The organism is Streptomyces sp. NPDC093064, from assembly GCF_044754605.1.
Lineage (GTDB): Bacteria > Actinomycetota > Actinomycetes > Streptomycetales > Streptomycetaceae > Streptomyces.
On sequence record NZ_JBIVPK010000041.1, the window covers coordinates 17,384 to 41,700 of the forward strand.

Below are 24,317 nucleotides of genomic sequence, written 5' to 3' on the forward strand. Positions count from 1 at the left end.
GGTGCAGCGGACGTGGGACCATCGCAAGGGCACCCGGCTGTCGGAAGACGGACGGCTACTCGGTGAAGCGTAGGTAGTCCAGGTTGAAGCCGCCCGTTTCGCAGTAGACGGTGATCGTCTGTTCACCGGCTGCGAGCGTCACGGGCACGTGCACGGACTGGTAATTCCCCCAGCCACCCGTGGCAGGTACCGACACGGTTGCCAGCGTGGCTCCGCTCTGGTCACGCAGGGACAAGGCGTTCGGTGCGGTGGTCCCGGTGCCGTTGGCGACGCGCAGCTCGAGATCGTAGGTGCCTGCCTGCGCCACGTCGATGCGGTACTTGAGCCAGTTGCCGGCGGCCGTCCAGCCCACGTTCTTGCCTCCGCTGGCCGCGGCGTTGCTCTCGATGAAGTTGCTGCCGTCAGCTGACCAGCCGTGCTGATCGATGTAGCCCTCCGCCTCGATCTTCTCGCCCATCGGGACGGCGTGCGGCCGCACGGTCAGGTGGACGCTCACCTGGTCACGCGCCCTGCCGTCGGTGACGTAGAAGGTCATGTCCTGCTCACCGGCTGTCGTCGGGTGGATGGTGACCAGGCCGGTGGCCGGGTCTACGGTGACGCCGTCGGGCAGTTCGGTGGCGTAGTAGGCCAGCCGGTCCCCGTCGCGGTCGGTGGCCTGCAACTGCAGGCGCACGGTGCTGTACTGGTCGGCGACCACATCGGTGGTCGGGCCGAGGTCGGGAGCGTGGTTGTGGCGGCCCGAGGGAGCGTTGCCCTGCCACCGGTAGGTGGCGAAGGAGCCAGCCGGGACGGTCACCACGAACGACTGGCCGGCAACGGCGATGCGGACCTTGCTGTCGGTGCTGTTCCTGTTGCCGAGGACGGCGACGAACCTGTCGGCACCGGAGCGGAAGACCACGTTGCTGACGCCGTGTTCTGAGGCGCTGGACTCGACGCGCACGTCACCGGGGGAAAGGTACTTGGCGAACTGCCCCATGCCGTACAACTCGTCGCGGACGGTGAAATCCTTGGTCATCGTGTTCACCGTGACCAGCCGGTCCGGCCACTTGGTGGTGGCGGCGACCTTCTCCCAGTCGATGTTGTTGTCCCGTGCGGGTGTCCAGTGCAGTGTCCCTCCGTCCTGATCCGTGGCCTGGGCCCACAGGATGTAGGAGCCGGCATCCAGGCGGAAGTCGCTGAGGAGCGTCGAGGGCGAGAGGTCGCTCGTCTCCGTGAGGTGGACCGGCTTTCCAGTCTGTTCGTAAGCGTCGCGCATCACACGCGGGTCCCCCCAGTAGGGGTGGAAGGCGATGGCGTCTGCCGCGTTCTGGACCTGCTTGCCGGCCACTGAGCCGTCGGGGGCGTCGTCGAAGATGCGGTGGTAGTTCTTGGTCGCGGTGCTGTTGGGATCCCGCCAGTCCCAGAAGTTGAAGTCGTGGACGTAGAGCTGGGTGTTCAGCCGCGCAGCCCGGATTTCACGTTTGATCGTCAGGGTCAGCTTCTGCTGCTGGGCGACGCTGATGTCCATGGCCGGGTAGACCACGTCCATGCCCGGCTCGTTCAGCAGCGTCAGGGCGTCGACGCGGATTCCGTGCTTCGCGTAGGCCTGGACGAACTTGACGTAGTAGCGCGCGAACACATCGATGCAGTCGTCGCGCAACTTGCCGACCTGGTAGTAGTCCGTGGTGCTCCCAGGCTTGAGCGCGACCTCGCCGGTGAACCGGTTGTTCGTCTTCATCCACGCCGGTGCGCTCCACGCGGAGGCGAAGAACGTGGCCTTCGGGTTGTAGCGCTGAATGAGCTTGATGGTGTCCACGATGTGAAGGTCGATGTCCCGCTGGATGGAGAAGTGCTTGAGGGCGAAGTCCTCCGTGACGCCGGCGGGGAGGTCGTCCTCCGACCAGAACGGGAGATGTTCGATGAGGTCGGGGCTGCCGATCGTCAACCGGAACCGGTCAAGACCCGCGCCGTTCTTGGGGTCGACCAGCAGCCGGATGGCCTCATCACGCTGGGCGGGGGTGAGCTTCCACAGGTTGGACACGCTCGTCTCGTCCAGGGAGAAGCCGATGCCTGAGTAGTTCTGCCGGGTGGTGCTCGGATCCACGACCACGGTGGCATCGGCAGGGGAGCCCGCGTCGTCACCCATGCGGACACTCGGCAGCGGCCGCCATGCCTGCGCGCCGCCGGTGGAGTAGGTGCCGGTCACGACTCGGCTCTCCCCGGTCGGTTCACGCCCGGCCTGGTCCGCGTGCGCGGTGGGACCCGTGCCGACCAGTGCGGTCAGTGCCGTGACCGCGACGGCGGCGATCGCGGTGCGAGGACGTCTCACAGCTTCTCCTGGAGTCTGGGGGTATCGAGGTTCGGTGCCGTGCCAGCGCGGTGGCTCGCTGCCGGTTCCGACGGAAACCGCACGCGTGGTTGCGGGGCTTGAGACTGCTGGCCGTTACGGCGGGAACCTCCCTCGGTGACGCCGCACGGCTCCGCTTGGGAACCGGAGTCGGCGAGGCTTTTGCCCGCAATTCGGGCGCCCGGAAAGGGCTGCCGGCTACGTGTCCTGACGTGGCGACAGCCACCGCATCGCCCCCTCCCGTCTCACCGATGGGTTGGATCCAAGCAATTTCATTGGCATTAAGTCAAGGCATGAAGTAAGTAAGCTTCAGTCAAGTCCCGTCAGGAAGGGGGGCGTTCGAACCGGGGGCCGTCACCGCCGGCGTCAACGTGCCTGGCCGGAGTATTGCGGCAGCGCCTCTTCCCTAGATGATCAAGGACGGCGTACCGCGTGGACCCGGGCGGTCAGCGCGCCGGCGGCGAGGCGGGCCTGCTCGTACGGGGACGCGAACCGGTTGCGGGTCAGCAAGTGCAGCACGGCCTGGTCCTCGGTGTCGCGCGGGTACAGGGCGCGGAGGTGGGCGGTCATCATCCGTCGGCCGGCCGGACGGGTGTAGTCGTCGACGGTGGTCTGCACGATCTGTTCGTTCAGGCCGGGCTGGTGGGGTCGGCCGCGCAGGGCGTAGGCGAGGTGGCGGCGGGCTTCGGCGAGCAGGTGCCGGCGCTTGAAGGCGCCGCGCATCACGTACACCACGGCGACGGTATCGACGGCGGCCAGCGCTATGTCGACCACCGGACGGACCCGCGCCCATGCCGCCGCTGCGTGTGCCGCCCGCGCCCGCTCCAAACGCAGGCCGTGGAAATCATGACCGCCACTGCCAGAGCACCCACCGTTGAGGGGCAACTCAGCCCTACAGCGATCCGTCGTCCACACCCGTCACGCCCCAGGCCCACCGTCCAGGCCCCCGGAAAGCCACCGAGGCTGGGTGTTGGCTGACGTGCTCGCGCTCGCAGGCGGCGCACGCGCAAGGCTGTCGGTGACCTGGCGGACCTTCCGTTCGCCACGGCACCGACGATCGGCGAGCCGGCCTGACGGGAACTCCGTCAAACGTACGGCCGAATATCCGTCAACGTTCGACATCTGCTCGAAGACGCCCACCGAATCGGATTAATACAGTCCGGGCAGCCGCGTGCTCCCGGTAGCCGCGCGGCTGCCCCTGGATCGCCAAGAAGGTGGTGAACACATGCAGATGTCGCCCAGGCTCTGGCGTTTGAGCATCTTCATCGTTGCCGCAGGCACGGTGGCGGGCGTGACCCCCATGGTCATATCGAGTTACGGCGCCGACCAGGATCGGACCGCGGTGCAGGATCGGGACAAGGCGGCGGGCGAGTCCGAAGGAGAGGAGGAAGAAGAGGAGGCCCCCGTCGACTACCTTGCCGTGAAACACAACTCCGGCCACCCGGTGTCAGCAGGGCAAGTGACGCTGGCCCGGAGACAGGCGGCACGCATCCCGACCGGCGACGCCAGTCAGCCATGGCAGACCGTGGGCCCCACCAATGTCGGGGGTCGCGTCATCGACCTGGCCATCGACCCCACGACCTCGCCGAGCACCGTGTACGCCGGGGTGTCCAGCGGCGGGATCATGAAGAGCACCGACGGTGGCGTCAACTGGAAAGCCGCCTGGCCGTCCGACACCCAGCAGGCGATGGGAGCACTCGCCCGGGGCTCGGACGGCACGCTGTGGGCCGGCACCGGCGAGGCGAACCCGTCCGGCGGCGGTACCACGTTCTTCGGTGACGGCCTTTACAAGTCGACCGACGGCGGCGACAGCTGGGACAAGTGGGGTCTGCCGGACAGCGGCGCGTTCGGCCGTATCGCGGTCGACCCGAAGGACCCGAGCCAGGTGTGGGCGGCCGCGACGGGGTCACTGTCCTGGAAGTCCGCCCAGCGCGGGCTCTACCACCTCAACAATGGCGGCAAGGACTGGAAGCAGGCCCTCGCGCCCACCAACGACCACACAGGCGCGATCGACGTGGCCATCGATCCGGACAACCCGAAGATCATGCTGGCATCGCTGTGGGACCGCTCCCGGAACAACGGCGCGTTCCAGTACGGCGGTACCGGCTCCGGGCTGTACCGCTCCACCGACGGCGGCGCCACCTGGACCCGGCAGGACAACTCGAGCATCAACGGGTCGGTGTGCTCGTGGGACCAGACCAAGAGCGGGCTGAACAAGGACGCGGACCTCGGCCGCATCGGCATCGCGTTCGCCACCAGCGACCCGAACCGCGCCTACATCCAGTTCGCCGGCGCGAACGGCCCGGACAAGGGCTTCTACGTCTCCAACGACGCCGGTAAGACCTGGACCTGTGGCGGCGGCGAACCCGGATCGGTCACCGGCGGCTACGAGTGGGTCTTCGGGCGACTGTGGGTCGACCCGGTCGACGAGAACCATGTGTTCGCCGCGGACGTGAGCCTGAGGGAGTCGACCGACGGCGGCAACACATGGAGCAACTCGAGCGGCCCGCACGCCGATCACCACGCCATGGTGTGGGACCCGAAGGAGCCTGGCCGGGTCTACAACGGCGACGACGGCGGCGTCTACCACTCCACCCGGAACGGAGCCACTCGCACGTGGACGCACTCCAAGGTCGAGCCTTGGAACCAGTCGTACCACTTGTCGGTGTCGCAGCAGGACCCGAGGCGCATGGTCACCGGGCTGCAGGATCAGGGCAGCATCCGCACGTGGACGCCCGGCGCCGATCCGACCGACCTGACGCAATGGAACTCCTACGGCGGCGGTGACGGACACTGGGTGCAGATCGACCCGGACAACCAGCTCCGCTACTACCAGTGCCTGCAGCCGAGCCCGCCGAAGATCAGCTGCGGACGCCGGGTGGACGACGCCGCGAGCGGCTCGACGGGAAGCACCAACACGAGCTTCTCCAGCCCGCCGTGGCCGTCCGACACCCGGATCACGACCGACATGCCGATAGTGCCGGACCCGGCTGACCCGGACTACGTGTACGTCGCGGGCACGTCGATCGCGCGCTCCGGGAAGGGTGTCGTGTCGGGTAGCAACGCGTGGAAGCTCATCAGCCCGGCCACACCCGACAGCCCGGAGAGCCTGCCCGGCAAGGTCCCGGAGGATGAGATCAACCCCGACCTCTACTACGCGAACGAGTACGGCGCGGTCACCCAGATCGCCCCGGCCAAGACCACCGGCACGTCGACGTCACCGTCCAGCACCATCTACGCCGGCACCGACACCGGCAAGCTCTGGAAGACCACCGACGCCAACGCCGACAACCCCACCTGGACCCAGCTCGGCAAGAGCGTACTACCGGAGCGGTGGGTCACTGCGATCGTCGCCGACCCCACCGACGCCGACCACGTCTACGCCTCCTTCTCCAACTACAGGGAGGGCGACCTGGCCGCGAACGTATGGGAATCGACCGACGGCGGCAGCACCTGGACCAACATCAGCGGCAACCTGCCCAACGCCCCGGTCTGGATGGTCACCTTCGACCAGGCCCACGACCAGCTCTACGCCGCTACCGACTACGGCGTCTTCAACCTCAAGAACGGCAAGAAGAACTGGGCCCGGCTCGGTTCGAAGCTGCCGAACTGCCCGGTCCTGGACGTCAAGCTCAGCGCCGACGGCGGCACCGTGTACGCGGCTACCTTCGGCCGGGGCATCTACCAGCTCCCGGTCAAGCAGTAACGGTCGCTGTCCGCTGTTTCAGCGGCCGTTGCCTTCGAGCCGAGGCGGTATAGGCCCGGGGTGCGCCGATACGCAGGTCGAGCGTGCCGCATGGTCACCATGCGGCGCGCTCGACCATGTCCGGCATCCAGATGACCCGTCCCTACGACCACACCAGCAACAGCCCCGCCCGCAACCTCACCTGCACTGTGGCCACCTACTGCCGCACGCGGTAACTTGACATGCACCGAACGTGATCAACCGGTCGACGCGACGAGAGTCGAGGCGATGGTGTCTGAGCTCCAGGCGATCGTGGATTCAATAGCCACCAGGGCCGGTCGGGCAGCCTTGATCGAGGACCGGCTGCAGCGGGTCGTGGTCTACAGCGAGCAGATCGAGCCGATGGATGAGGTGCGGAGGCTGTCGATCCTGCGTCGGCAGACGACTGCCGAGGTGATCGCGTTCTTCCGGGAAGTCGGTGTCCAGCAGGCGACCGGTGCGATCCGCACGCCGGCCTGCCCGCGGCTGGACATGCTGTCCCGGGTGTGCATCCCCATCCGGCACGGCGGCCTGCTGCTCGGGTTCCTGTGGTTCCTCGATCCGGACGAGTCGATGACCGACGACGAGATCGCGAACGTGTCACCGACCACGACCGACTTGGCGCTCGCGCTGTACCGCGAGAACCTCTCCGGCGAGATCGCGTCGCAGCACGAGACCGAGGCGATCCGGCTCCTGCTCGCCGATGAGCCGGACGCACGCCAGCACGGAGCGTTGGCACTGCTCGACGAGGGCGCGCTGGCCGACGACGGCCCGGTGGTCGCGATGGCCGCGAAGCTGAGCCTGCGTCCGGGCGGGCGCCTGGACAAACCGGCGCGCATGGCGGTAGAGCAGGCCCTGCTGGAGAGCCGACGCTGGATGGGACTACGCCGGGCCGTGCACATGTCGCGGTACGACCACGGCGTGCTGCTCGTGCGCTGCAAGCGGCGCCGCACCTGCATCGAGGTGCGCGACATCGCCGACCAGCTGAACGCAAGCCTGCAGAGTGCGGTCCGCGGGCTGCCGTCGGTGTCCGGCGCGGTGGTAGGCGTCGGCCAGGTCCGCTCCAGGCTGGCCGAGGTGCGCGAGTCCTACGATGAGGCCGCGCTCGCCATGCGAGTCGCGCTTCAGCTACCAGCGGTCGGCCCGATCGCCCGGTGGTCCAAGCTCGGCATCTACCGGGTGCTCTCGCAACTGACCAGCGAGGACATAGGCGGCGCGAGCATCCATCCCGGCCTGGAGAAGCTGCTCGACAACCCACTCCACCTGCCCCTGCTCGAGACCCTGGAGACCTACCTCGACCTGGCCTGCAGCGCCGGCGCCACCGCCCAGCAGTTGAACCTGCACCGCACATCGCTGTACTACCGGCTGCAACGGGTCGAAGAGCTCGCGGACACCAGCCTCAAAGATGGAACCGAGCGTCTGTCGCTGCACCTCGCACTCAAGGTGGCGCGACTGACCGGCCGATACCAGCCGGGCGCCGACACGGGGGGCGTGGTCGAGCGCGCGAACGCCGGCTGAGCGGACCATGCGGCCACTGCCGACCCGCGCGGACACCCACAGCCCCCACTGGACAAGCAAGATCCCACAACTAGCACACGAGAGCGCTGCTGCTCCAGGCTTCGGTGAGGAGGTCGGCGGTCGGTGCGTCAGGGGGGCTTCTGCAGCTGCACCGGGCCCGGTTGGGCCTGACGGCGGTACGGGTCCACGGCGAACGGATCGGCGGTCCTCGCCTGAGGAGTTCATCCGCGAAAATCCTCACATGCTGGGAGTTCCCGAGGCGAGCGGAAAGCAGGCCTGGGCGTTCATGCCGATGGTCACCTCTGGGCGTTCGGTCGGCGTCTTCGTCGTCTCCTACGCGCAGCCGCACACCTTCACCACCGAGGAACGCGCCCTCTACACGGCGCTGAGCGGGCTGGGGGCCCAGGCCCTCGAGCGAGGTCGGCTGTACGACATCGAGCACCGCAGGGCCCGTCAGCTGCAGCGCGGCCTGCTCCCCCGCGACCTGCTGGCCAGGCCCGTGAGTACATCCGGGACCAGCTCGCCCGGTGGGGCCTGGAGGAGCAAGTGATGACCACAGAACTGGTAGTCAGCAGGTGGTCCAGTCCCACGTCGATCCCGACCGCCGCGTCCGCGGCCGGCAGCGGACGCACGCTGGGGTCCTCGCACAGCATCGACACGAACCAGCGCTCCGCGCCGTCCTGGGAGACGGTAGAAGTCGTGGCCGGTGACGACGTCGGCGGCGAGGATCGCCGGCCGTGCGGTGCCGTACCGGTGGGTGTCGCGGGGTTGTTCGATGAAGACGCAGTCGACTTGGTGGTGCAGGTGTGCGAGGGGCTCGTACTTCGCCTGCCGGCCGCGGGAGGCGAAGTAGTCGCGCAGGGCGTGGTCTTCGGTGCGGTCGTGGCGGACCTGGCGGCCGCTTTCGCCTGCTGCGGTGACAATGGCGATCTCACGTACTCCGGCGGCCAGGCAGTCGGCGACCGCGTAAGCGAGGACCGGCTGGTCCAGCACCGGCAGCATGCAGCGGCCGGCCCGGCCGGGGCTCGTCGGCCAGGCCGTCCAGCCGCTCAGCGAGGAACCGCCGTTGCCCACTTGCGCACAGTGTCCGCGGAAATCCGCAGGCCCCGGGGCCACCTCGACGATGGGCGGGACATCAGGTCCGGCACACGCCAGCACGATCCGCGCCCGTAACGCCAGCGCCTGAGCGGAGTTCGCCCGCCTCGTCCAACGCTCCAGCACAGCACGCTCAAACGGATCCCACCGATCCCTGGTCTTGAACAACGGCACGGGCGGAGATGCCGGTGCGGCGCGTAGCTTCCGTCAACACGTCCTGGTCGGGATAGACCTCGGTGCCCGCTGCGATGAGGATGCCCCGTGCGCGGCCGGCCTGCTGTGCGCTGTCCAGCGCCAAAAGGGTCGTCCTAGGGCAATCTTCGGATCAGCCGCTCGGCCTGGATGTGGACGAGGCCCCTGTCCCGAGCGGTGCGTTTGTCGCCTTCCGCGGCGATGAGGCTGTTGACGTCGCCCTGCTTGGAGGGGTGGGCAGCCATCGGCACACGGCCTCGACGACCGGTTCTGGATGGTCCGAGAGGTAAAAGTGGCCGCCGGGGAAGGTCAGCAGTTGGAAAGGACCCGTAGTCCACTTTTCCCAGCCCTCGGCCTCTTGGGCGGTCACCTCCGTGTCGGCGGTGCCGAGGAGTGCGGTCAGGGGGCACGGCACGGGGCCGTCGGGGTTCGCGGCGTAGGTCTCGATGAGCCGGTAGTCGCCGCGTACGGCGGGCAGCACCAGTTGTCGCAGTTCGGCCATGGCCAGGACTTCCCGGGAGGTGCCGCCGAGTCGGATCAGGTGGTCGGAGAGGGCGTCGTCGTCCAGGAGGTGCGCGGTGCCGCCGCGGTGGTGCTGCGGCGCCCTCCGTGCGGACAGGAAGAGGTGCTCCGGTGCTCGGTGCCCGCGCTCGAGTAGCCACAGGACCAGTTCGTGCGCGACGGTGGCCCCCATGCTGTGTCCGAACGCCGCCCATGGCCGGTCCAGCAGGGGCGCCGCAGCCTGACCCAATGCCGCCACCAGTTCGGGCAGCTCAGTGGGGAGCGGTTCGTCCAGCCGGTGCTCACGCCCCGGTGGGCAGACCAGGACCGGTTCGATCGCGGGTGGCAGCAGGTCCTTCCAGCGGCGGTAGAGGGCTGTGGAGCCACCGGCGTGGGGCAGGCACAGGAGTCGGACGGCCGGGTTCGGGTGAGGGCGGGGGCGGCGCAGCCAGGGAGTGGCGAGGTGGGTCACGGTCACGATCCGGTTCTCTCACGGGGCGTACGGCGTGTGCAGCTCGTCCGGTGTCGGGTTCGACAGCTTCGGCAGGGTGGTGGGGAGTTCGGAGGACGCCCGGTGCTCGGGCTCCGCTACGGCGCTTTCGACGGACCAGGGTTTTCGGGGCCCCCTCTCTGGACGGGTGCCACCTTTTTCGCTATCGCCCGCAGGATGTCGTGGCGGATCACACCGCTGCCCGCGCGCATGAGACCCCAGTAGAGGGTGAAGGCGCGGCGCGTAGCGGGGTCGGTGTTCAGGACCCGGGTTTCGGTGGACAGGAGGGTGCCGTCGCGTTCGGGGGCGAGGCGGAAGTTCATCACCGCCTTGGACCAGCCCGGTTCGTCGAACTGTGCGAAGGCCTCCGGATCGCCGCGTTCGATGTCCGGGCGCGAGGGGCGCAAGGCGGCGTAGCGGGCGATGTCGCCGAGGACCACCTCGCGTGGCGGGTCGGCGGCCATCTCGCGGGGTGCCATCGACTCCAGGACGCGCAGGTCCATCCCCTCGTGCGCGCCCTTGTCCACCCCTTTCACCCAGGCGGTGGGGCCGCCTCGTGCCCGCATCAGGCCCAGGGTCACGGCGAGGTCGCCCGCGCGCAGTTCCATGAGTTCGTGCCAGACCCGCTCGGGCGGGGCGGCGATCCAGCGGCTGTGGTGTTCACGCTTGTCGTAGGTCGGCAGCAGTCGTTCCAGCGTCCAGTGCATCGCTTGTCCTCGTGTCCTGGCTCCGGAGGGCCAGCAGGTCGTGTTTGCGTTCGACGTACGACAGCGCCGACAGCAGTTCGGAGCTGCCGACGGAGTGGTCGCGTTCGCCGCCGGTGATGCCCCGGATGGGCATCGCGCCGACGGAGGCCCAGCGCAGTCGTCCCGTCTCGTCGATGTAGCCGCGGGCGCGTCCGCGGTTGTCGGAGTGCAGGCAGTAGGGCACATCGAGGTAGCCCTTGGCGAAGGCGCGCAGCAGGGCCTGGCCGACGTCGGGGTGGAGGTCGAGTACGGCCTCGACGAGCTGCCAGGCCTCGGTGGCGATGCCGGTGTCCTCGGGCGGTGCGTGGGGCGTGCCCGCGTGTTCGGCCGCCGCTGCCGCGGCGGCCGCGTGTTCCAGGGCCTCGACGTTCTCCTTGATCGTGGGGATGCGGTGCGCTTCGGCCGGGGTCTTGACGATGAGCCGGGTCGCGCCGGTGCGGACCGCTAGTTCCGCGGCCGCGCGCAGTACCAGGAGGGCGCCGTCGCGCGTACGCGGGTACTTGCCCATGTACGTGTACAGAACGATGTGCCAGTCGGTGTCGTCCGGAATGAAGGCGGTGGCCAGCGACCTCAGCGCCGCCACCGCCTCCTCGTCCTGGCGGACATGGGTCTGTTGTGCGTAGCTGAGCGAGACGCTGCGCAGTCCGTGCTGGTGGAAGAAGAGCGCCTCCAGGACGGTGATGGCGATGAGCAGGCCGGGCGGGCACATCTGGCCCATCATGCAGCCGCCGAAGCTCTCCAGATGTGGCTCGATGCCGCGGTTCCTGAGTTCGGCGAACCGCCGGCAGGAGCGAGCCCAGCTCGCGGTAGCCTCCTGAAGGGGTACCCGGCCGTAGGGCAGGCAGTACGAGACGGGCCCGCCCTCGGTGGCGTCGAGGCCGGCCTCGACGAGGGCGGCGATGATGTCGTCGGGCACCGCGGAACCGTGTCTGACCTGGACGGGCAGGTCGGGTCCCGGGATGCCGTCGAGGACGGCGCGGGTGGTGGCCGGGCCGTGTGTGACGAGGGGGTAGCCGTTGAGCGGGATTCCGTCGGTGAGCGCGCGTTCCACCGAGGCGTAGTCCTTGACCCTGGTGTAGCTGTCGAGGGTGAGGGTGGCGACGGTGGCCGCGCGCGCCTGACGCACGGCCAGCAGGCCCGCGCGCATCTGCCGCGGGTCGCTGAAGCCCATACGGGGCTGGACGAGCAGGCCCTGCGAGCGCCGGAGGGCGGCGAGCCCCGCGAACGAGCCGGTCGCACTCATGAGGCGACGACCTGCCGGTGCGGCCTGGGGAGGTCCAGGGAGGCCAGGAACCGGCCCAGGGCGGCCGGTTCGGCGTCGTCCGAGAACACGGCGCTGAATCCGGCCGAGACGAGCCGGCGCGCCGTGTCCTCCTGGGCTCCCCCGGTGATGCCCAGCTTTCCGCCGATCACCACCGGGGTGTGCCGGATCTCCGGCCGGGCCCGGACCTTGCCGATCAGCCGGCGGCCGTCCACCTGCCCATGACCGTTGACCGTACTGATCACCACCAGGTCGGGACGGATGGCGGAGCACTCCTGGATCAGCAGTTCGTCCGGCACGCACGCACCGAGGTTGACGACGCGGTGACCCATCTCCTCCATCAGCAGCTGAAGGAAGACGAGATTCCAGGTGTGGGAGTCCGAGGACACGCTGCTGAGCAATACGTTGCGGCCGCGTGGGACGACGGCCGCGGTGACGGGATTCATGAGCATGGGATCTCTCCTGGCCTCAGCCGCAGCCGCCGGCGGAGTCGGAGTCATAGGCACCGACCCGGTCGAGCAGTGCGGCCGGTACCTGCTCCGCGGCGGGCTCGGTGGGCTCGGTCACGGGCACGCCGGCCTTCCGCAGGGCGGGGATGAGCTCGTCCAGGAAGGCGTCGACCCGGTCCAGACCCCAGAAGCGGTGGCGTCCGACCTTGAAGTACGGGATGCCGAACACGTCGTCGTCGTAGGCGGCGGCGAGGGCGTCCACGCCTTCGGCGCGCAGTTCGGCGTCGTCGACGGCGGCCACCATCTCGCCGCCGTCGAACCCGGCGGCCTCGGCGATGCGGTGCAGCACCTCAGGGTCGCAGATGTTCTCGCCCCGCTCCCAGCGGGCCTCGGTCACGGCCGTGTAGAAGTCGCGCTCACGGCCGAGGTGACGCGCCTTCAGCCAGGCCAGGTGTGGCACCTCCCACCACGGGTCGATGTCCACGGGCCAGGCCATCTTGTAACCGAAGCGGGTCGAGAGCCGCTTGGTGTCCTGAAGGATGTACAGGTGCTTGGCCTTGCTCATCTGGGTGTAGTGGAAGCCGGAGTCGCGCTCCTCGAGCGCGGCCCGCGTCTTGTCGTCCGGGTCCCAGTACGGGTAGTACTCGATGGCCTCGGGGGCCTGCGGGAAGCGTTCCTCGAGCCGCTTCAGGCCCATCCAGCTGAACGGGCTGCGCAGGTTGAAGTACAGGCGGGGCGGCCGCTTCATCGGGCGCCTCCCAGCAGCGCGGCGCGCGTGGTGTCGTCGAACTCGGCCAGGGAACCCGCCTGTTCGCCGCGGCTGACCGCGTAGCCGTGCATGATGCTTCCGGTGGCGGTGTGCACCAGCCGACCGTCCCGGTGGACGTAGGTGTCGAAGGCGGCGGTGTACATCACGTCCTTGATGATCTCCTGGACGGTGAACACGGTGTGCAGGGTCTCTTCCATGAAGGCGTCGGCGAGCATGTGCACGCGGGCCCGGGATACCACGGGGATCCAGCCGCGTTCGTCGAGCATGGTGCGGATGGAGATGCCGCGGTCGTCGAGGAAGCGGTCCACGACCTCCTCCATGGCCCGGACGTAGCCGGAGTGCTGGAGCCGGTCGGAGAAGTGGCAGTAGAAGTACGGGATCCGCCAGGACCACAGGAACGCGTTGGAGCCGGACGGGGTGAGGACGGCCTGCAGGTCGCCGTCGGCAACGGCCTCGGAGTCGTGGCCGGCGGCGTCCGAGAGCTCGGCCACCTCGGCGACGACGTACGGCTCCAGGTGGGCGGGGACGGGCAGGACGTCGGCCGGGGCGTCCTTGAGGGTGACCAGAGCGACGCGGGTCTTGCCGGTGAGGACGGTGACGCTCTCCCCGTCCCGCTGCACGGTCAGCCTGACCTTGAACGGGGCGCCGTGGCCGGGCTTGGGCTTGGCCGGTTCCACGATCGCGGTCACGTCGTCGTCGATGCCGAGAGTGGCGGGCAGGCTCACCGAGTGGTCGACGATCTCCAGGCCGAGGCCGTAGGTGTGGTACAGCGTCTCGGCGCCGGCCCCGCGCTCGCGGAAGTACTGGAGGATCGCCTCCTCCGTCAGGTACATGAAGTGCTTGAACCCGATCCAGGTACGGATGTTGGCGCCCTCGTAGCGGGGCCGGCCCACGGGGGTGGTGAGGGTGCCGTCCAGAAGCTCGGTCATGGGTGGTTCCTTTTGTGATGAGAAGGGTGATGAAAAGGGTGATGAGAAGGGTGTGTCGGTCAGGAAGGCGGTGATGTCCGCGCCGACGTCGGCGGACTGTTCCGCATGGCAGAAGTGCGTGTAGTGGGGACGTCTGCGGACCCTCGCCGCGGGCATGGCGGCGGCCAGGGCCGCGGCCCGGTCCTCGGACAGGGACGTGTCGTTCTCCCCCGCCAGGACGAGGGTTGGCACCGTCACGGCGCCGAGGTCCAGCTCGGTGGTGCCGGTGAACTGGAGGAACAGGCTGAGGAATCCGACGGGGCCGATCCGCTCGACCGTGGTTTCGGCCATGGCGGTCAGCACGTCGGGCTCCAGACGCCGGGCCCGCTCCCCCAGCCCGACCCGTACGCCGTCGGTGATGATCTGGCGGAAGCCCGCGAACGCCGCGTCGTACAGGGGCCAGTCCACCCTGAAGGTCTCGGGGCGGAAGAACGGGGCGAGGAGCACCGCGGCGCGTGGCCGGGGTGCGCCACCCGAGGCGGCCAGGTGTTCCAGGACGGCGTTGGCGCCGAAGGAGTGACCGATCACGACATCAACGGGCTCGGGGACCATGGCGAGCGCCTCGCGCAGCCAGTGGGCGGGGGTGCCGTGGTGCCGCCACCGATAGTGGTTGCCGGCGCGCCAGGGCAGGTCCAGCACGTAGGTCCGGCAGCGGTCTCCCAGATGTCCCGCCAGTGAATGCCATCCGGTCCAGTGGCCCTCCAGCCCGTGGACCAGGACCGCCACGGGGGCGCCCGGGTGCGGTGCCGGGGAGGCGGGCCCCAGCACCGTCAGCCGTTCGCCCGCTGTGCGGGTTTCGACGACCGGGGTCCACCCGTACGGACCGGACACCGGGTGTTCCCCGTTCGGTTTCGCCATGTCAGCGGGCTCCCGCGAGGACGGGGCTGTCCGCCGGATCGAGACGTACCGAGGCGTAGCCGTCCTCGCCGTCACCGCAGGTAATGAGTGCCCCGCCCGGCTCGCGGCGCTGCCCGGCAGACAGCCAGGCGGCGGCCGCTGCGAGTTGGACCACGCCGAGCGCCCCGTAGACCTCGCCCAGATACGCGGTGAGGTCGATGCCACCTTGAGCGGCGGCGCCGGGGGCGGTCAGCCGGAGCGCGGTGGACGCCGTGGGATCCTCCGCGGCCTCGTCCGGCCGCGGGTGGCGGCGTACGTCGCCGAGGCGCGGTCCGTCCCCGCCGGTTTCCAGTACGACGCAGGCGGCTGCCGGCCGGAGCGGCGCGGCAGTCGCGTCCGGGTGGAGCGCGGCCAGGGCGCGGGCCGTGTCGTCGCCGGGTTCGACACCGACCACGACGACCCGCCGGGCGCGCTCGCCGCGCAGCAGCAGGGCGCCCAGCCGGACGGCGTCGAGGCCGGAGGTGGCACCCGAGCAGACCATCAGGTTCGGCCCGGTGAAGCCGTAGCGGATGGCGAGGGTGCTGGCGATCACGTTGCTGGAGGCGTTGGGGCCGTTGAGCGGGCTGACATCGTGTGCGGAGCCCGCGCGCATCCCGACCGCGATGTCGCGGACGGTCTGGACGTTGCCGAGGTTGGAGCTGACGACGACCGCCGTGTGCTCCGCTGCGGGCAGCGGCTCGGTGAGCTTGCCCGGGGGCAGTCCGAAGGCGCGATGGACGGCGCACAGCGCCAGCCGGGTCGAGTCCTCCTTGAACAGCAGCCCCTTGCGGCCGAGTACGGTGTGCGCCTGGTCCGGGGCGCAGGCGGGTTCCGGGGCCACGCGGTCGAACAGGTCCCGTGCCGTCGCGGCGGCGGCACCGCCGGCCGGTGCGTCGGCCAGTGAGGGGACATGGAGGGCGTGCGCGGTGACCGTCACGCCGTCCGGGTTCATGGTCATCGCTCCACCTTGATCACGCTGACGGCGTTGACTCCGCCGAATCCGAAGGCATCGACCTGGGCCACCCGCGCATCGCAGGAGGCGGGTTCACCGATCACCAGCCGCAGCCCGGCGGCCGCCTCGATCGGCTCGGTCAGCCCCACCGTCGCGGGCACCGAGCCGGACCGCAGCGCCTCGGCGGCCACGAGCAGGCTCATCAGTGCCGCGCTGCCGGAGGTGTGCCCGATCGCCCCCTTGATGCCCGTCACCAGCGGACCCGGCGCGGCACCGGCGAACACCGTGTCCAGGGCGGCGGCTTCGGTCGGGTCGTTGAGCGCGGTACCGGTGCCGTGGGCGAGGACGAGGCCGATGTCCTGCGGGGTGACACCGGAGCGGCGGTGCGCGTCACGCATGGCCGCGACGATGCCGCCGACGTCCGGGGCGGTCTCGTGGTGGGCGTCGCAGGACAGCCCGGTACCCAGGACGGTGGCGAGCGGAGCGGGTCCCGCGTCGGTGGCACGGCGCAGCACGACCGCCACGGCGCCCTCGCCCAGCAGGACTCCGGCGCGGCCCTCCTGGAAAGGCTGAAGCGCCGGCGTGGGGGCGTCGGCCACCCGGCCGATCATGGTGAGCATGGACTCGCTCATCGCGTCGCAGCCCGCCGCCACCACCGCGTCGGCCTCGCCCGCCGCGAGCAGGTCCTGGGCGAGTGCGAGGGCGTGTCCGGACGCGGAGCACGCGTTGGACAACGTGATGACCTCAGCGGCCTCGGGCAGCACCTCGCGTACGGCGGTGGTGAAGTGCAGGTCCCTGCGGCGCACCGGGACGCCGTCCAGGGCCCAGCGCTCGACGGCCCGCAACTCGCGCAACCCGGTGCCGACGATGACGGACACCCGCTCGCGGGCCGGGTCCACCCCGGCCTGGCGGACGGCGCCCAGGACGCAGCGGGCGAGCCAGCGCCCGGCCCGCAACAGCAGTTCGTCGCCGCCGTCCACGTCATCGTCCACGTAGTAGCCGCGGGTGACGTTGATGCGGTCGCTGTCGTAGAACCGCAGCGCCTGGCTGCCGTCGACGCCCTTGGCCAGGGCGGCGTAGGTGGGCTCGGTGCCGCCGTGGCAGGTGAGCAGGTCAGCCCCGGTGATCGCCACGTGCACGGTGCCACCCCCTCAGTACGGCCGCGCCGACATTGCCGTCGGGGGAGACCGAGGTCACCACGGACACCGCCCCGTCCAGCTCCGGGTGGTTGCGGTGGCCGGCCAGCAGGGCCGCGATCTGCAGCGAGCCGGAGGCGCTGTGGCATTCGCCGACCCACTCCTTGGCCTGCACCCGCCACACCGCGGTGCCGAGCGCGGCGTCGGTGCCGCGGCGCTCGATGTCGTCCAGGCGGGCGATGCCGCACTCTCCGGTGGCGAGCGCCCGCACGTCGGCCGGCTCCACTCCGGCGCGCTCCAGCGCGCGGCGGATGCAGCCGGCGAGCCCGGCCCCGGCGTCGGGTTCCCGGCCCGGGGCGGCGTAGGTGCCCACCTCAACGGCCAGGACCTCGGCGTCGGGCCGGCGTCCCTGTTCTCGTACCGTCGAGGCGTCCTCGACGACGAAGACGGCGGAGCCCTCGCCGACCTTGGCCCGGCCATCGTCGGCGGAGTGCTGACGGTGGGTGAACCAGGCGGTGTGCGGGCTGAACTCCTCGACAGAGCCGACGAGCAGGGCGTCGGCGTAGCCGCGCCGGATCTGGTTGCGGGCGTAGCGCAGGGCGCTCAGTCCGGCGAGCTGGCCGGCGGCGACGGTGGCGTTGACGCCCTTGAGCTTGTGCCAGATCGCGGACTGGCCGGCCGCGCAGTTCATCACGGTGTTGGGGAACAGCACCGGGTTGACCAGGTACGGCCGGTCGTTCTCCAGGGTCTCGCGGCTGTAGTCGCTGGTGGCCTTGATGCTGCCGGCGGTGGTGCCCAGGACGATGCCTACCCGGTCGCGGTTGTCGTCCGTGACGGTCAGGTCGGTGTCGTCGAGGGCGAGGGTGCAGCCCAGCAGCCCGAGCGCGGTGCTGCGGTCGAAAAAGCTGGTGCCCTTGCGGCCGAGATGGTCGCGAACCTTGAAGTCGGGCAGGGCGAAGGCCTGGTCCTCGGGCAGGTCCTCGTCGAACATACCGGTGACGTCGCGCAGTCCGCTGCGGCCTTCGCGGAGGGCCGCGGTGAACTCGTCGGCGCCGATGGCCAGGGAGGAGACGACGCCCCAGCCGGTGATGGCGAGGGTGGTGTCGCGGGTGGTGCGGGAGCGGGGGCCGGTGGGATCCGGGGCGAGGGCAGCTGTGGTGTTCATACGACCTGTCCGAGGATGGTGATGGCGTTGTTGCCGCCGAAGGCGAAGCCGTTGTTCTGCACGACCTTGGGGTGTGCCGGGCGGCTCTCGTTGGGCACGGGGTCGATGGCAGGCAGTTCGGGGTCGGGCGTGTTGTAGTTGGTGGTCGGGGGCAGGAAGCCCTCGTCGATGGCGAGCGCGGAGGCGATCGCGCCGAATCCGCTGGCGGCGCCCATGGTGTGGCCGAGCATGGACTTGATGGAGCTGATCGGCGGGGGCCGGTCGCCGAAGACCTCGACGACGGCCTGGGCCTCCATGGCGTCGTTCGCCGGGGTGCCAGTGCCGTGGGCGCAGATGTAGTCGACGTCGGCGGGGCTGATGCCGGCGTTGCGATGGGCCCGCCGCATGCACTCGGCAATGCTGACGGGGTCGGGGGCGACCATGTGGTTGGCGTCGCAGTTGAGGCCGTAGCCGAGCACCTCGGCGTAGATGTGCGCGCCGCGTGCGGTGGCCGACTGCAGGGTCTCCAGGAAGAGGGCGGCGCCGCCCTCGCCGGTGAGGATGCCTGAGCGGTCCTTGTCGAAGGGCGAGCAGACCTTCTCGGTGAGGGCGCCGAGCCGGTAGAAGCCGGCGTGGGCCCAGCGGCATACCGAGTCCGCGCCTCCGGCGATCATGTAGTCGGCGTCGCCGGTGACGATCTGATCGTAGGCGTAGCCCAGCGCGTAGTTGCTGGCCGAGCAGGCCGTGGACAGGGTCACGGCTTCTCCGGTGAGGCCGAGTTCCTGGTTGACGGCAGTGGCCAGCCGGGCAGCGGGGACCTGGGCGACGTGAGCGGGGGTGACGCCGGACAGCCCGCCGTCCACCCATTCGGCGGTCAGTGCCTCGATGACCTGGGACTCGCCGCTGGTGGTGCCGATGCTGGAGCCGGCGGCGGCGTCGGCCAGCGTCTCCTCGTCCAGACCGGCGTCCTCGACGGCCAGTCGCGCGGCCGCGGCCGCGAACAGGCTGGATCGGCCCCACTCGAAGGGCGAGATGGTGTGCAGCAACGCGCGGGGATCGAAGTCTGCGACCTCACCGGCCATGAAGTGCGGGAAGCCGGAGGAGTCGAAGCTGGAGATCGGGGATATGCCGCTGGCGCCGGCGCGCAGCGCCAGACCGAAGGCCTTGACGCCGATGCCGATGCTGGAGATGGGTCCGAGTCCGGTGATGACGACACGTCGGTCCATGGTGATCAGTCCTGCCAGCCGGCCTGCTCGGCCACGACGTCGTAGACGGCCTTGAGGTTGCCCATCTCGGGCAGTGCGGACTGCGGGATGTCGATCTTGTACTTCTTCTCGATCCTGGCGAGGATCTCGATGGCCCGCAGCGAGTCCGCCTCGTGCTCCTCCACGAACGAACCGGTCTCGGTGATCTCCTCCGGCTCGGCCTCGAGGACTTCGGCGACGATCTCGCGCAGCTCGTCCAGGTGCTGGTCACGGGCTTCGGACATGGGTGTTCTCCTGAGTCTGGCTGGGGATGGGGCCGGTGGTGTGCGGCTTTGGGGGTGGGGTGGGTCAGGTGCCCTGGTCGAGGCCGTCGCGTACGACGGCGAGGACCGAGCCGAGGGTGGCGATCCGGCGGTCGCCCACCCAGATCTCCCCGCGCATGAAGGCGTTGTCGCCGATGATGCGGTCGATCTCGACGACGTGGCGCAGCACGTCGCCCGGGTATGCGCCGCCGGTGATCGTCACGTCCCGGGCGGAGCCGAAGATGAGGGTTCCCCCACGCTGTTCGCCCTTCGCGGCGGCGGAGTACAGCCACAGCACGGCACCGCTCTGCCCGAACGACTCCACGAGCAGGGAGGCCGGATATGCGTACGCGGACGCGGGAAGGTCCTCGTCCAGTCCCGCGTAACAGGGTTCGCTGCCGGTCACGGTCTTGGTGGCGACGAGGCGCACCCCAGGTTCAATCTCCAGGACGCGGTCCACGAGCAGGACGGGGTGACGGTGCGGGAGGATGCGCCGGATGTCGGCGTGTTCAAGCGTCGTCATCGTCGTCCGTCCGCTCGATGCGCAGTTCGAGGGTCATCCGGGCGGACAGCGCACCGTCCCCGCGGTGGCAGCGGACCTTGGCCCGGACCGCCCCCGGGGTGTCTTCATGTTCGGACAGGTCGCAGCCGATGCGCAGGGTGTCCCCAGGCAGCAGCGGGGCCGCGAAGCTGATCGAGGTGATGGCGGTCAACTCGGCCACCGTGCCCGGACCGTGCCGTCGCGTGGCCCAGTGGCGGATGGCCTGCTGCACGGATTCGAGGGTGAACACGCCAGGGTAGATGGTGAAGTCCGGGTAGTGTCCGGCCAGATACGGGTCGCCGGCGACGATCCGCTTGACCGCCTCGACCCGCCCGCCGGCCGCGGTGTCCGCGACGTCCACGGTGTCGACCGCGGCCAGCGGGGCGGCGAAGGAACGGCTCACAGGACGATGCCCCCGTCGACCTGGAGCACCTGCCCGGTGATGTAACCGGCCCGGTCGGAGACCAGGAACGACACCAGTTCGGCCACGTCCTCGGGGACGCCGAAGCGGCGCAGCGGGACGAGATCAAGCGCCTGGGCGCGCATCTTGTCGCTGAGGCCCGCGGTCATGTCGGTCTCGATGAAGCCGGGGGCGACGACGTTGACCCGCAGGCCGTAGGGAGCGAGTTCCTTGGCGAGGGCCTTGCTCATGCCGTTGATCCCGGCCTTGGCGGCGGAGTAGTTGGTCTGGGCCCGGTTGCCGTAGACGCCGGCCACCGAGGAGATGTTGACGATGACGCCCTGTTTGCGCTTCATGAAGCCGAACGCCATCGACCGGCAGAAGTTGAATGCGCCGGTCAGGCTGGCGTCGATGACGGCCGCCCAGTCCTCCACCGGCATCAGCACGAGCGGGTTGTCACGGACGATGCCGGCCGAGTTGACGAGGGTGTCCAGGGGGCCGAGTTCAGTCTCGGCCTCCTTGATGAAGGACTGGACGGCCTCGAAGTCCGCGACGTCGCAGGGGGCGTGGAAGCAGCGCACGCCCGTCTCGCGAATCCGCTCGGCCGTTTCCTGGGCGCGTTCCTTCTCGCTGCGGTAGCAGAAGGCGATGTCCATTCCGTCCTGGGCGAGGCGGAGGGCGACGCTCGCGCCGATACCGCGCGATCCCCCGGTGACAAGAGCACGGCGTTGTGTGGGCATGGGAAGTTACCTCGTGCTTCGGGTGCGGATGTCGGTTCAGTGGTGGTGCGGGGACGGTGGGAGGCTCACCAGCGGGTGGTCTCGCCGAAGAAGTCCTCGATGGCGGTGGTTTCCTTCTCCTCTCGGGCTTCGCTGTACACGAACGCGCCCACGGCGAGGTCGAGGACGCCGAGTCCGAAGGGGGAGAAGATGACGGGCTGGTCGCGCAGCACGCGCCGGCGGCCGCGGATCACGTCCGCGAGGGTGCCGTTGACGAAGTCGCGGTGGCCGAACTTCTGCTCGGCCAGGTGGGGTGAGGTGTTGGCGGTGAGGCAGTGGTCGATGTCGTCGAGGAAGTTGTAGGAGCCCGCGATGATGTCCGGGCCGATGTCCCGCAGCGAGATGTTGAGGACGACCTGGCCGGAGGTGAAGGTGCTGGGCCGGGTGAGGTAGGGCTCGGCGGCGGTGGTGGCGAGCACCACCAGATCGGCTTCCGCGATCGCCTCGTCGCGGGCGGGCGCGGTGCGTGCCGGGCGTCCGAGGGTGTTGGACACGTATGCGGTGAGGGATTCGGCGTACCGCGGGTCCTGGTCGTGCACCAGTACCTCGTCGATCTGCCAGTCGCGGTCGGCGAAGAACTCCAGGATGTTGCGGGCGATGATGCCCGCGCCGATGACCAGCAGCCGTCGGGCACTGCGGCCGCCGGTGAACGTCTCGGCGGCGAGCACGGCGGAGGCCGCGGTGCGGGCGGCGCTGATTTGCGCGGCCTCCAGGCAGGCGAAGGGGTAGCCGGTCTCGTAGTCGTTGAGTAGCAGGACGGCCGAGGCGCGCGGCACCGAGTGTTCGATGTTGGCGGGGAAGCTGGCGATCCACTTGATGCCGGCGACCGAGTGCCGGCCGCCCAGATAGGCGGGCAGGGCGATGATGCGGCTGTCGGGCTTGTCGGGGAAGCGCAGGAAGTAGCTGTTGGGGTTGACCGAGTCACCCAGGTCGTGGGTGAGGTAGGTGTCGCGTACCTCGTCGACGATTTTCGACCGGGAGCGGTCGATGACGCGGCGGGCGGTTTCGCCGCTGACGACGTGGAAGTCGAACATGTCAGCCTTTCAGGAGCAGTGAACCGTCGGAGTCCGGGTGGTCTCCGGCCTCCGGCGGGGTCAGCGCCTGGTGTCCGAAGTGTTCGGCGACCCAGGCGTCGTTGTAGACGGTGTTGAGGTAGCGGTCCCCGGTGTCCGGTGAGATGGCCACCACGGTGGATCCGGGCGGCAGTGCGGGTCCCTTGCGTGCCACGGCCGCGAGGACGGAGCCGGTGGAGCCGCCCACGGCGATGCCCTGGCTCCGGGCGATGGCGCGGCACGTGCGGACCGCGTCAGCCTCGGGGACGATGACGATGTCGTCGACGAGTTCGGGGTCGCACAGCTCGGGCCTGCGGCTGGTGCCGAGGCCGGGCAGGTGCCGTTTTCCGGGCGGGAAGCCGAAGGTGACGGAACCGGCGGTGTCCACGGCGACGATCCGGGTGCGCGGGGAGCGGTCGCGGAAGTAGGCCGCGCAGCCCATCAGGGTGCCGGTGGTGCCGGCGCCGATGAACAGGTGGTCGACCTCGGGGACCTCCTCGAGGATGGCCACGGCGGTGCGTTCCCGGTGGATGCGGGGGTTGGCCTCGTTGGCGTACTGGTTGGGCCAGAACAGAGAGGTGTCCTGCTGGAGCCGGTGGTGGATGTAGTCGATCCTCGACTGCAGGTATCCGCCGTTGGCGTCCTTGGTGTCGACGACCACCACCTGCGCGCCGAATGCCCGGATCATGGCGGCGTTCTGCGGGGAGGTGTTCGGGTCGGTGACGCAGGTGAAGTGATATCCCCTGGCGGCGCACACGGAGCTGAGCGCCACGCCCAGGTTTCCCGAGGACGACTCGATGATGTGGCCGCCCGGGCGGAGGAGGTTCCACCGCTCGGCGTCCTCGATGAGGCCGATGGCGGTCTTCAGTTTGATCGAGCCGGCCGGGTTGAATCCCTCGATCTTGAGCAGCAGCCGGATATCGGGGACGAGTCCGTCGAGCCGCAGGAAGACGCGGTCGAAGACCAGGTCCTGCGCGGTGTCGTACATCAATGTCCTACGCGCCTTTCTGGGCGCCGCGGATGGTTGATCACGTAAGTCCGGGTGGCGAGGAAGAGCAGGATTCCCCACACCAGGAACGACATGTCCCAGACGAACAGACGCCACAGCAGCGGCTTCCATTCGACGGGGTCGGAGGGGGTGAGCACGCCGAGCGCCACCAGGAGCAGGCTGCCGACCTGCAGAGCCCCGTAGACGCTCAGCAGTGCCGCGCCGCCCCAGCCCGCCGTCAGCATCAGGGGGCGGGGGACGACGCGGCCCCACGGCCGGACGAGCGACAGCGAGAAGAGACCGCCCGCGATCTTGAGTGCGCCGGTGATCCAGACGACGGCGATGAATCCGGGGTCCCGGCGTTCAGCCATCCGCTGGATGGCGCCGCCGAGGGTGTCGATGGCGAAGGTGCCTCCGGCCGCCCAGTAGAAACTGAACAGGCCGAAGACGATGGCCAGCACCGCGGCGGCGTGGCCGGCCCAGGCCTTCTGCCGTTTGCCGGTGCGTCGACCGGTTTCCCGAGCTGTTGCAGCACGCATGTCCGTCGTCCGTCTTCTTTCCTCGTGACGTCGTCGCCTGGCGGAAGAGGGTCAGTCCTGCCAGCCGGCCTGCTTGGCCACCACGTCGTAGACGGCCTTGAGGTTGCCCATCTCGGGCAGCTCGGACTGCGGGATGTCGATCTTGTACTTCTTCTCGATCCTGGCGAGGATCTCGATGGCCCGCAGCGAGTCCGCCTCGTGCTCCTCCACGAACGAACCGGTCTCGGTGATCTCCTCCGGCTCGGCCTCGAGCACCTCGGCGACGATCTCGCGCAGTTCGTCCAGGTGCTGGTCACGGGCTTCGGACACGGTTAACTCCTTCAGGTGGGTTCCGCTTGGTGCGGTGTGTTCTTCGATGGGTGTT

22 protein-coding genes and 2 pseudogenes are annotated in these 24,317 nt (G+C 69.6%); 3 read left to right on the top strand and 21 right to left on the bottom strand.

Features of this window, described 5'->3' with window-relative positions; all coding sequences use genetic code 11:
• Nucleotides 1-55 precede the first annotated feature (55 nt).
• Nucleotides 56-2,308 (bottom strand): carbohydrate-binding protein, encoded by a 2,253-nt coding sequence (locus tag ACIQFZ_RS32990; protein WP_402692948.1) that lies wholly within the window; start codon nt 2,306-2,308, stop codon nt 56-58.
• A gap of 438 nt (nt 2,309-2,746) precedes the next feature.
• Nucleotides 2,747-3,151: pseudogene (locus ACIQFZ_RS32995) on the bottom strand (conjugal transfer protein TraA); the annotation flags it as partial.
• 427 nt (nt 3,152-3,578) lie between these two features.
• Between ACIQFZ_RS32995 and ACIQFZ_RS33000 the strand changes: the two are divergent.
• The 3 genes from ACIQFZ_RS33000 (at nt 3,579) to ACIQFZ_RS33010 (ending at nt 8,118) form a co-directional block, all read left to right on the top strand.
• Nucleotides 3,579-6,032, top strand: a complete 2,454-nt coding sequence (locus ACIQFZ_RS33000) for a WD40/YVTN/BNR-like repeat-containing protein (protein ID WP_383059496.1) — start codon at nt 3,579-3,581, stop codon at nt 6,030-6,032.
• Between the two features lie 267 nt (nt 6,033-6,299).
• The gene (locus ACIQFZ_RS33005; RefSeq protein WP_402692949.1) at nt 6,300-7,568 is read left to right on the top strand and encodes a PucR family transcriptional regulator; all 1,269 of its coding nucleotides are present in this window, start codon (nt 6,300-6,302) and stop codon (nt 7,566-7,568) included.
• A 7-nt stretch (nt 7,569-7,575) separates the two neighbouring features.
• Entirely contained in the window at nt 7,576-8,118 is a 543-nt protein-coding gene (locus ACIQFZ_RS33010; protein ID WP_402692950.1) for a GAF domain-containing protein, read from the top strand.
• Between the two features lie 9 nt (nt 8,119-8,127).
• Here ACIQFZ_RS33010 and ACIQFZ_RS33015 read toward each other — a convergent pair.
• The 19 genes and pseudogenes from ACIQFZ_RS33015 to ACIQFZ_RS33105 form a co-directional block, all read right to left on the bottom strand.
• Nucleotides 8,128-8,266, bottom strand: a pseudogene (locus ACIQFZ_RS33015) (RNA-guided endonuclease TnpB family protein); the annotation flags it as partial.
• Nucleotides 8,267-8,988: 722 nt separating this feature from the next.
• A complete protein-coding gene (locus tag ACIQFZ_RS33020) occupies nt 8,989-9,834 on the bottom strand; it encodes a thioesterase II family protein (RefSeq protein ID WP_383059492.1) in 846 nt (281 codons plus the stop codon).
• Nucleotides 9,835-9,944: 110 nt separating this feature from the next.
• Nucleotides 9,945-10,553: a hypothetical protein gene (locus ACIQFZ_RS33025; protein WP_365434902.1), complete on the bottom strand. Its 609-nt coding sequence runs from the start codon at nt 10,551-10,553 to the stop codon at nt 9,945-9,947.
• Entirely contained in the window at nt 10,507-11,835 is a 1,329-nt protein-coding gene (locus ACIQFZ_RS33030) for a methylaspartate mutase (protein ID WP_402692951.1), read from the bottom strand. Before ACIQFZ_RS33030 ends, ACIQFZ_RS33025 begins: the two co-directional genes overlap by 47 nt.
• A complete protein-coding gene (locus tag ACIQFZ_RS33035) occupies nt 11,832-12,305 on the bottom strand; it encodes a cobalamin B12-binding domain-containing protein (RefSeq protein ID WP_383059488.1) in 474 nt (157 codons plus the stop codon). Before ACIQFZ_RS33035 ends, ACIQFZ_RS33030 begins: the two co-directional genes overlap by 4 nt.
• Before the next feature lie 16 nt (nt 12,306-12,321).
• Nucleotides 12,322-13,050, bottom strand: a complete 729-nt coding sequence (locus tag ACIQFZ_RS33040; RefSeq protein WP_402692952.1) for a 2-hydroxychromene-2-carboxylate isomerase — start codon at nt 13,048-13,050, stop codon at nt 12,322-12,324.
• Nucleotides 13,047-14,897: a serine aminopeptidase domain-containing protein gene (locus ACIQFZ_RS33045; protein WP_402692953.1), complete on the bottom strand. Its 1,851-nt coding sequence runs from the start codon at nt 14,895-14,897 to the stop codon at nt 13,047-13,049. Before ACIQFZ_RS33045 ends, ACIQFZ_RS33040 begins: the two co-directional genes overlap by 4 nt.
• A 1-nt stretch (nt 14,898) precedes the next feature.
• A complete protein-coding gene (locus ACIQFZ_RS33050; protein ID WP_365431951.1) occupies nt 14,899-15,873 on the bottom strand; it encodes a beta-ketoacyl synthase N-terminal-like domain-containing protein in 975 nt (324 codons plus the stop codon).
• Nucleotides 15,870-17,006, bottom strand: a complete 1,137-nt coding sequence (locus ACIQFZ_RS33055) for a beta-ketoacyl synthase N-terminal-like domain-containing protein (protein ID WP_402692954.1) — start codon at nt 17,004-17,006, stop codon at nt 15,870-15,872. Before ACIQFZ_RS33055 ends, ACIQFZ_RS33050 begins: the two co-directional genes overlap by 4 nt.
• Nucleotides 16,981-18,168 carry a beta-ketoacyl synthase N-terminal-like domain-containing protein gene (locus ACIQFZ_RS33060; protein WP_376651614.1) on the bottom strand — a complete coding sequence of 396 codons (1,188 nt, stop codon included), beginning with the start codon at nt 18,166-18,168 and terminating at the stop codon, nt 16,981-16,983. Before ACIQFZ_RS33060 ends, ACIQFZ_RS33055 begins: the two co-directional genes overlap by 26 nt.
• Nucleotides 18,165-19,373 carry a beta-ketoacyl-[acyl-carrier-protein] synthase family protein gene (locus ACIQFZ_RS33065; protein WP_365431942.1) on the bottom strand — a complete coding sequence of 403 codons (1,209 nt, stop codon included), beginning with the start codon at nt 19,371-19,373 and terminating at the stop codon, nt 18,165-18,167. Before ACIQFZ_RS33065 ends, ACIQFZ_RS33060 begins: the two co-directional genes overlap by 4 nt.
• A 5-nt stretch (nt 19,374-19,378) precedes the next feature.
• Nucleotides 19,379-19,636, bottom strand: coding sequence for an acyl carrier protein (locus ACIQFZ_RS33070; RefSeq protein ID WP_365776067.1), 258 nt, complete (start codon nt 19,634-19,636; stop codon nt 19,379-19,381).
• 64 nt (nt 19,637-19,700) lie between these two features.
• Entirely contained in the window at nt 19,701-20,177 is a 477-nt protein-coding gene (locus tag ACIQFZ_RS33075) for a 3-hydroxyacyl-ACP dehydratase (protein WP_365776068.1), read from the bottom strand.
• A complete protein-coding gene (locus tag ACIQFZ_RS33080) occupies nt 20,164-20,598 on the bottom strand; it encodes a 3-hydroxyacyl-ACP dehydratase FabZ family protein (protein ID WP_402692955.1) in 435 nt (144 codons plus the stop codon). Before ACIQFZ_RS33080 ends, ACIQFZ_RS33075 begins: the two co-directional genes overlap by 14 nt.
• Entirely contained in the window at nt 20,595-21,335 is a 741-nt protein-coding gene (fabG, locus tag ACIQFZ_RS33085) for a 3-oxoacyl-[acyl-carrier-protein] reductase (RefSeq protein WP_365776069.1), read from the bottom strand. The genes ACIQFZ_RS33080 and fabG overlap by 4 nt, the downstream gene beginning before the upstream one ends.
• A 65-nt stretch (nt 21,336-21,400) precedes the next feature.
• On the bottom strand, nt 21,401-22,408 hold the full coding sequence (sbnB, locus tag ACIQFZ_RS33090; protein ID WP_365424918.1) for a 2,3-diaminopropionate biosynthesis protein SbnB: 1,008 nt from the start codon (nt 22,406-22,408) through the stop codon (nt 21,401-21,403).
• A 1-nt stretch (nt 22,409) separates the two neighbouring features.
• Complete coding sequence (sbnA, locus tag ACIQFZ_RS33095; RefSeq protein ID WP_365424916.1) at nt 22,410-23,414, bottom strand: 2,3-diaminopropionate biosynthesis protein SbnA; 1,005 nt, start codon at nt 23,412-23,414, stop codon at nt 22,410-22,412.
• Complete coding sequence (locus ACIQFZ_RS33100) at nt 23,414-23,953, bottom strand: DUF3995 domain-containing protein (RefSeq protein WP_365424914.1); 540 nt, start codon at nt 23,951-23,953, stop codon at nt 23,414-23,416. The genes sbnA and ACIQFZ_RS33100 overlap by 1 nt, the downstream gene beginning before the upstream one ends.
• 51 nt (nt 23,954-24,004) lie before the next feature.
• On the bottom strand, nt 24,005-24,262 hold the full coding sequence (locus tag ACIQFZ_RS33105) for an acyl carrier protein (protein ID WP_365424912.1): 258 nt from the start codon (nt 24,260-24,262) through the stop codon (nt 24,005-24,007).
• Nucleotides 24,263-24,317: the final 55 nt, after the last annotated feature.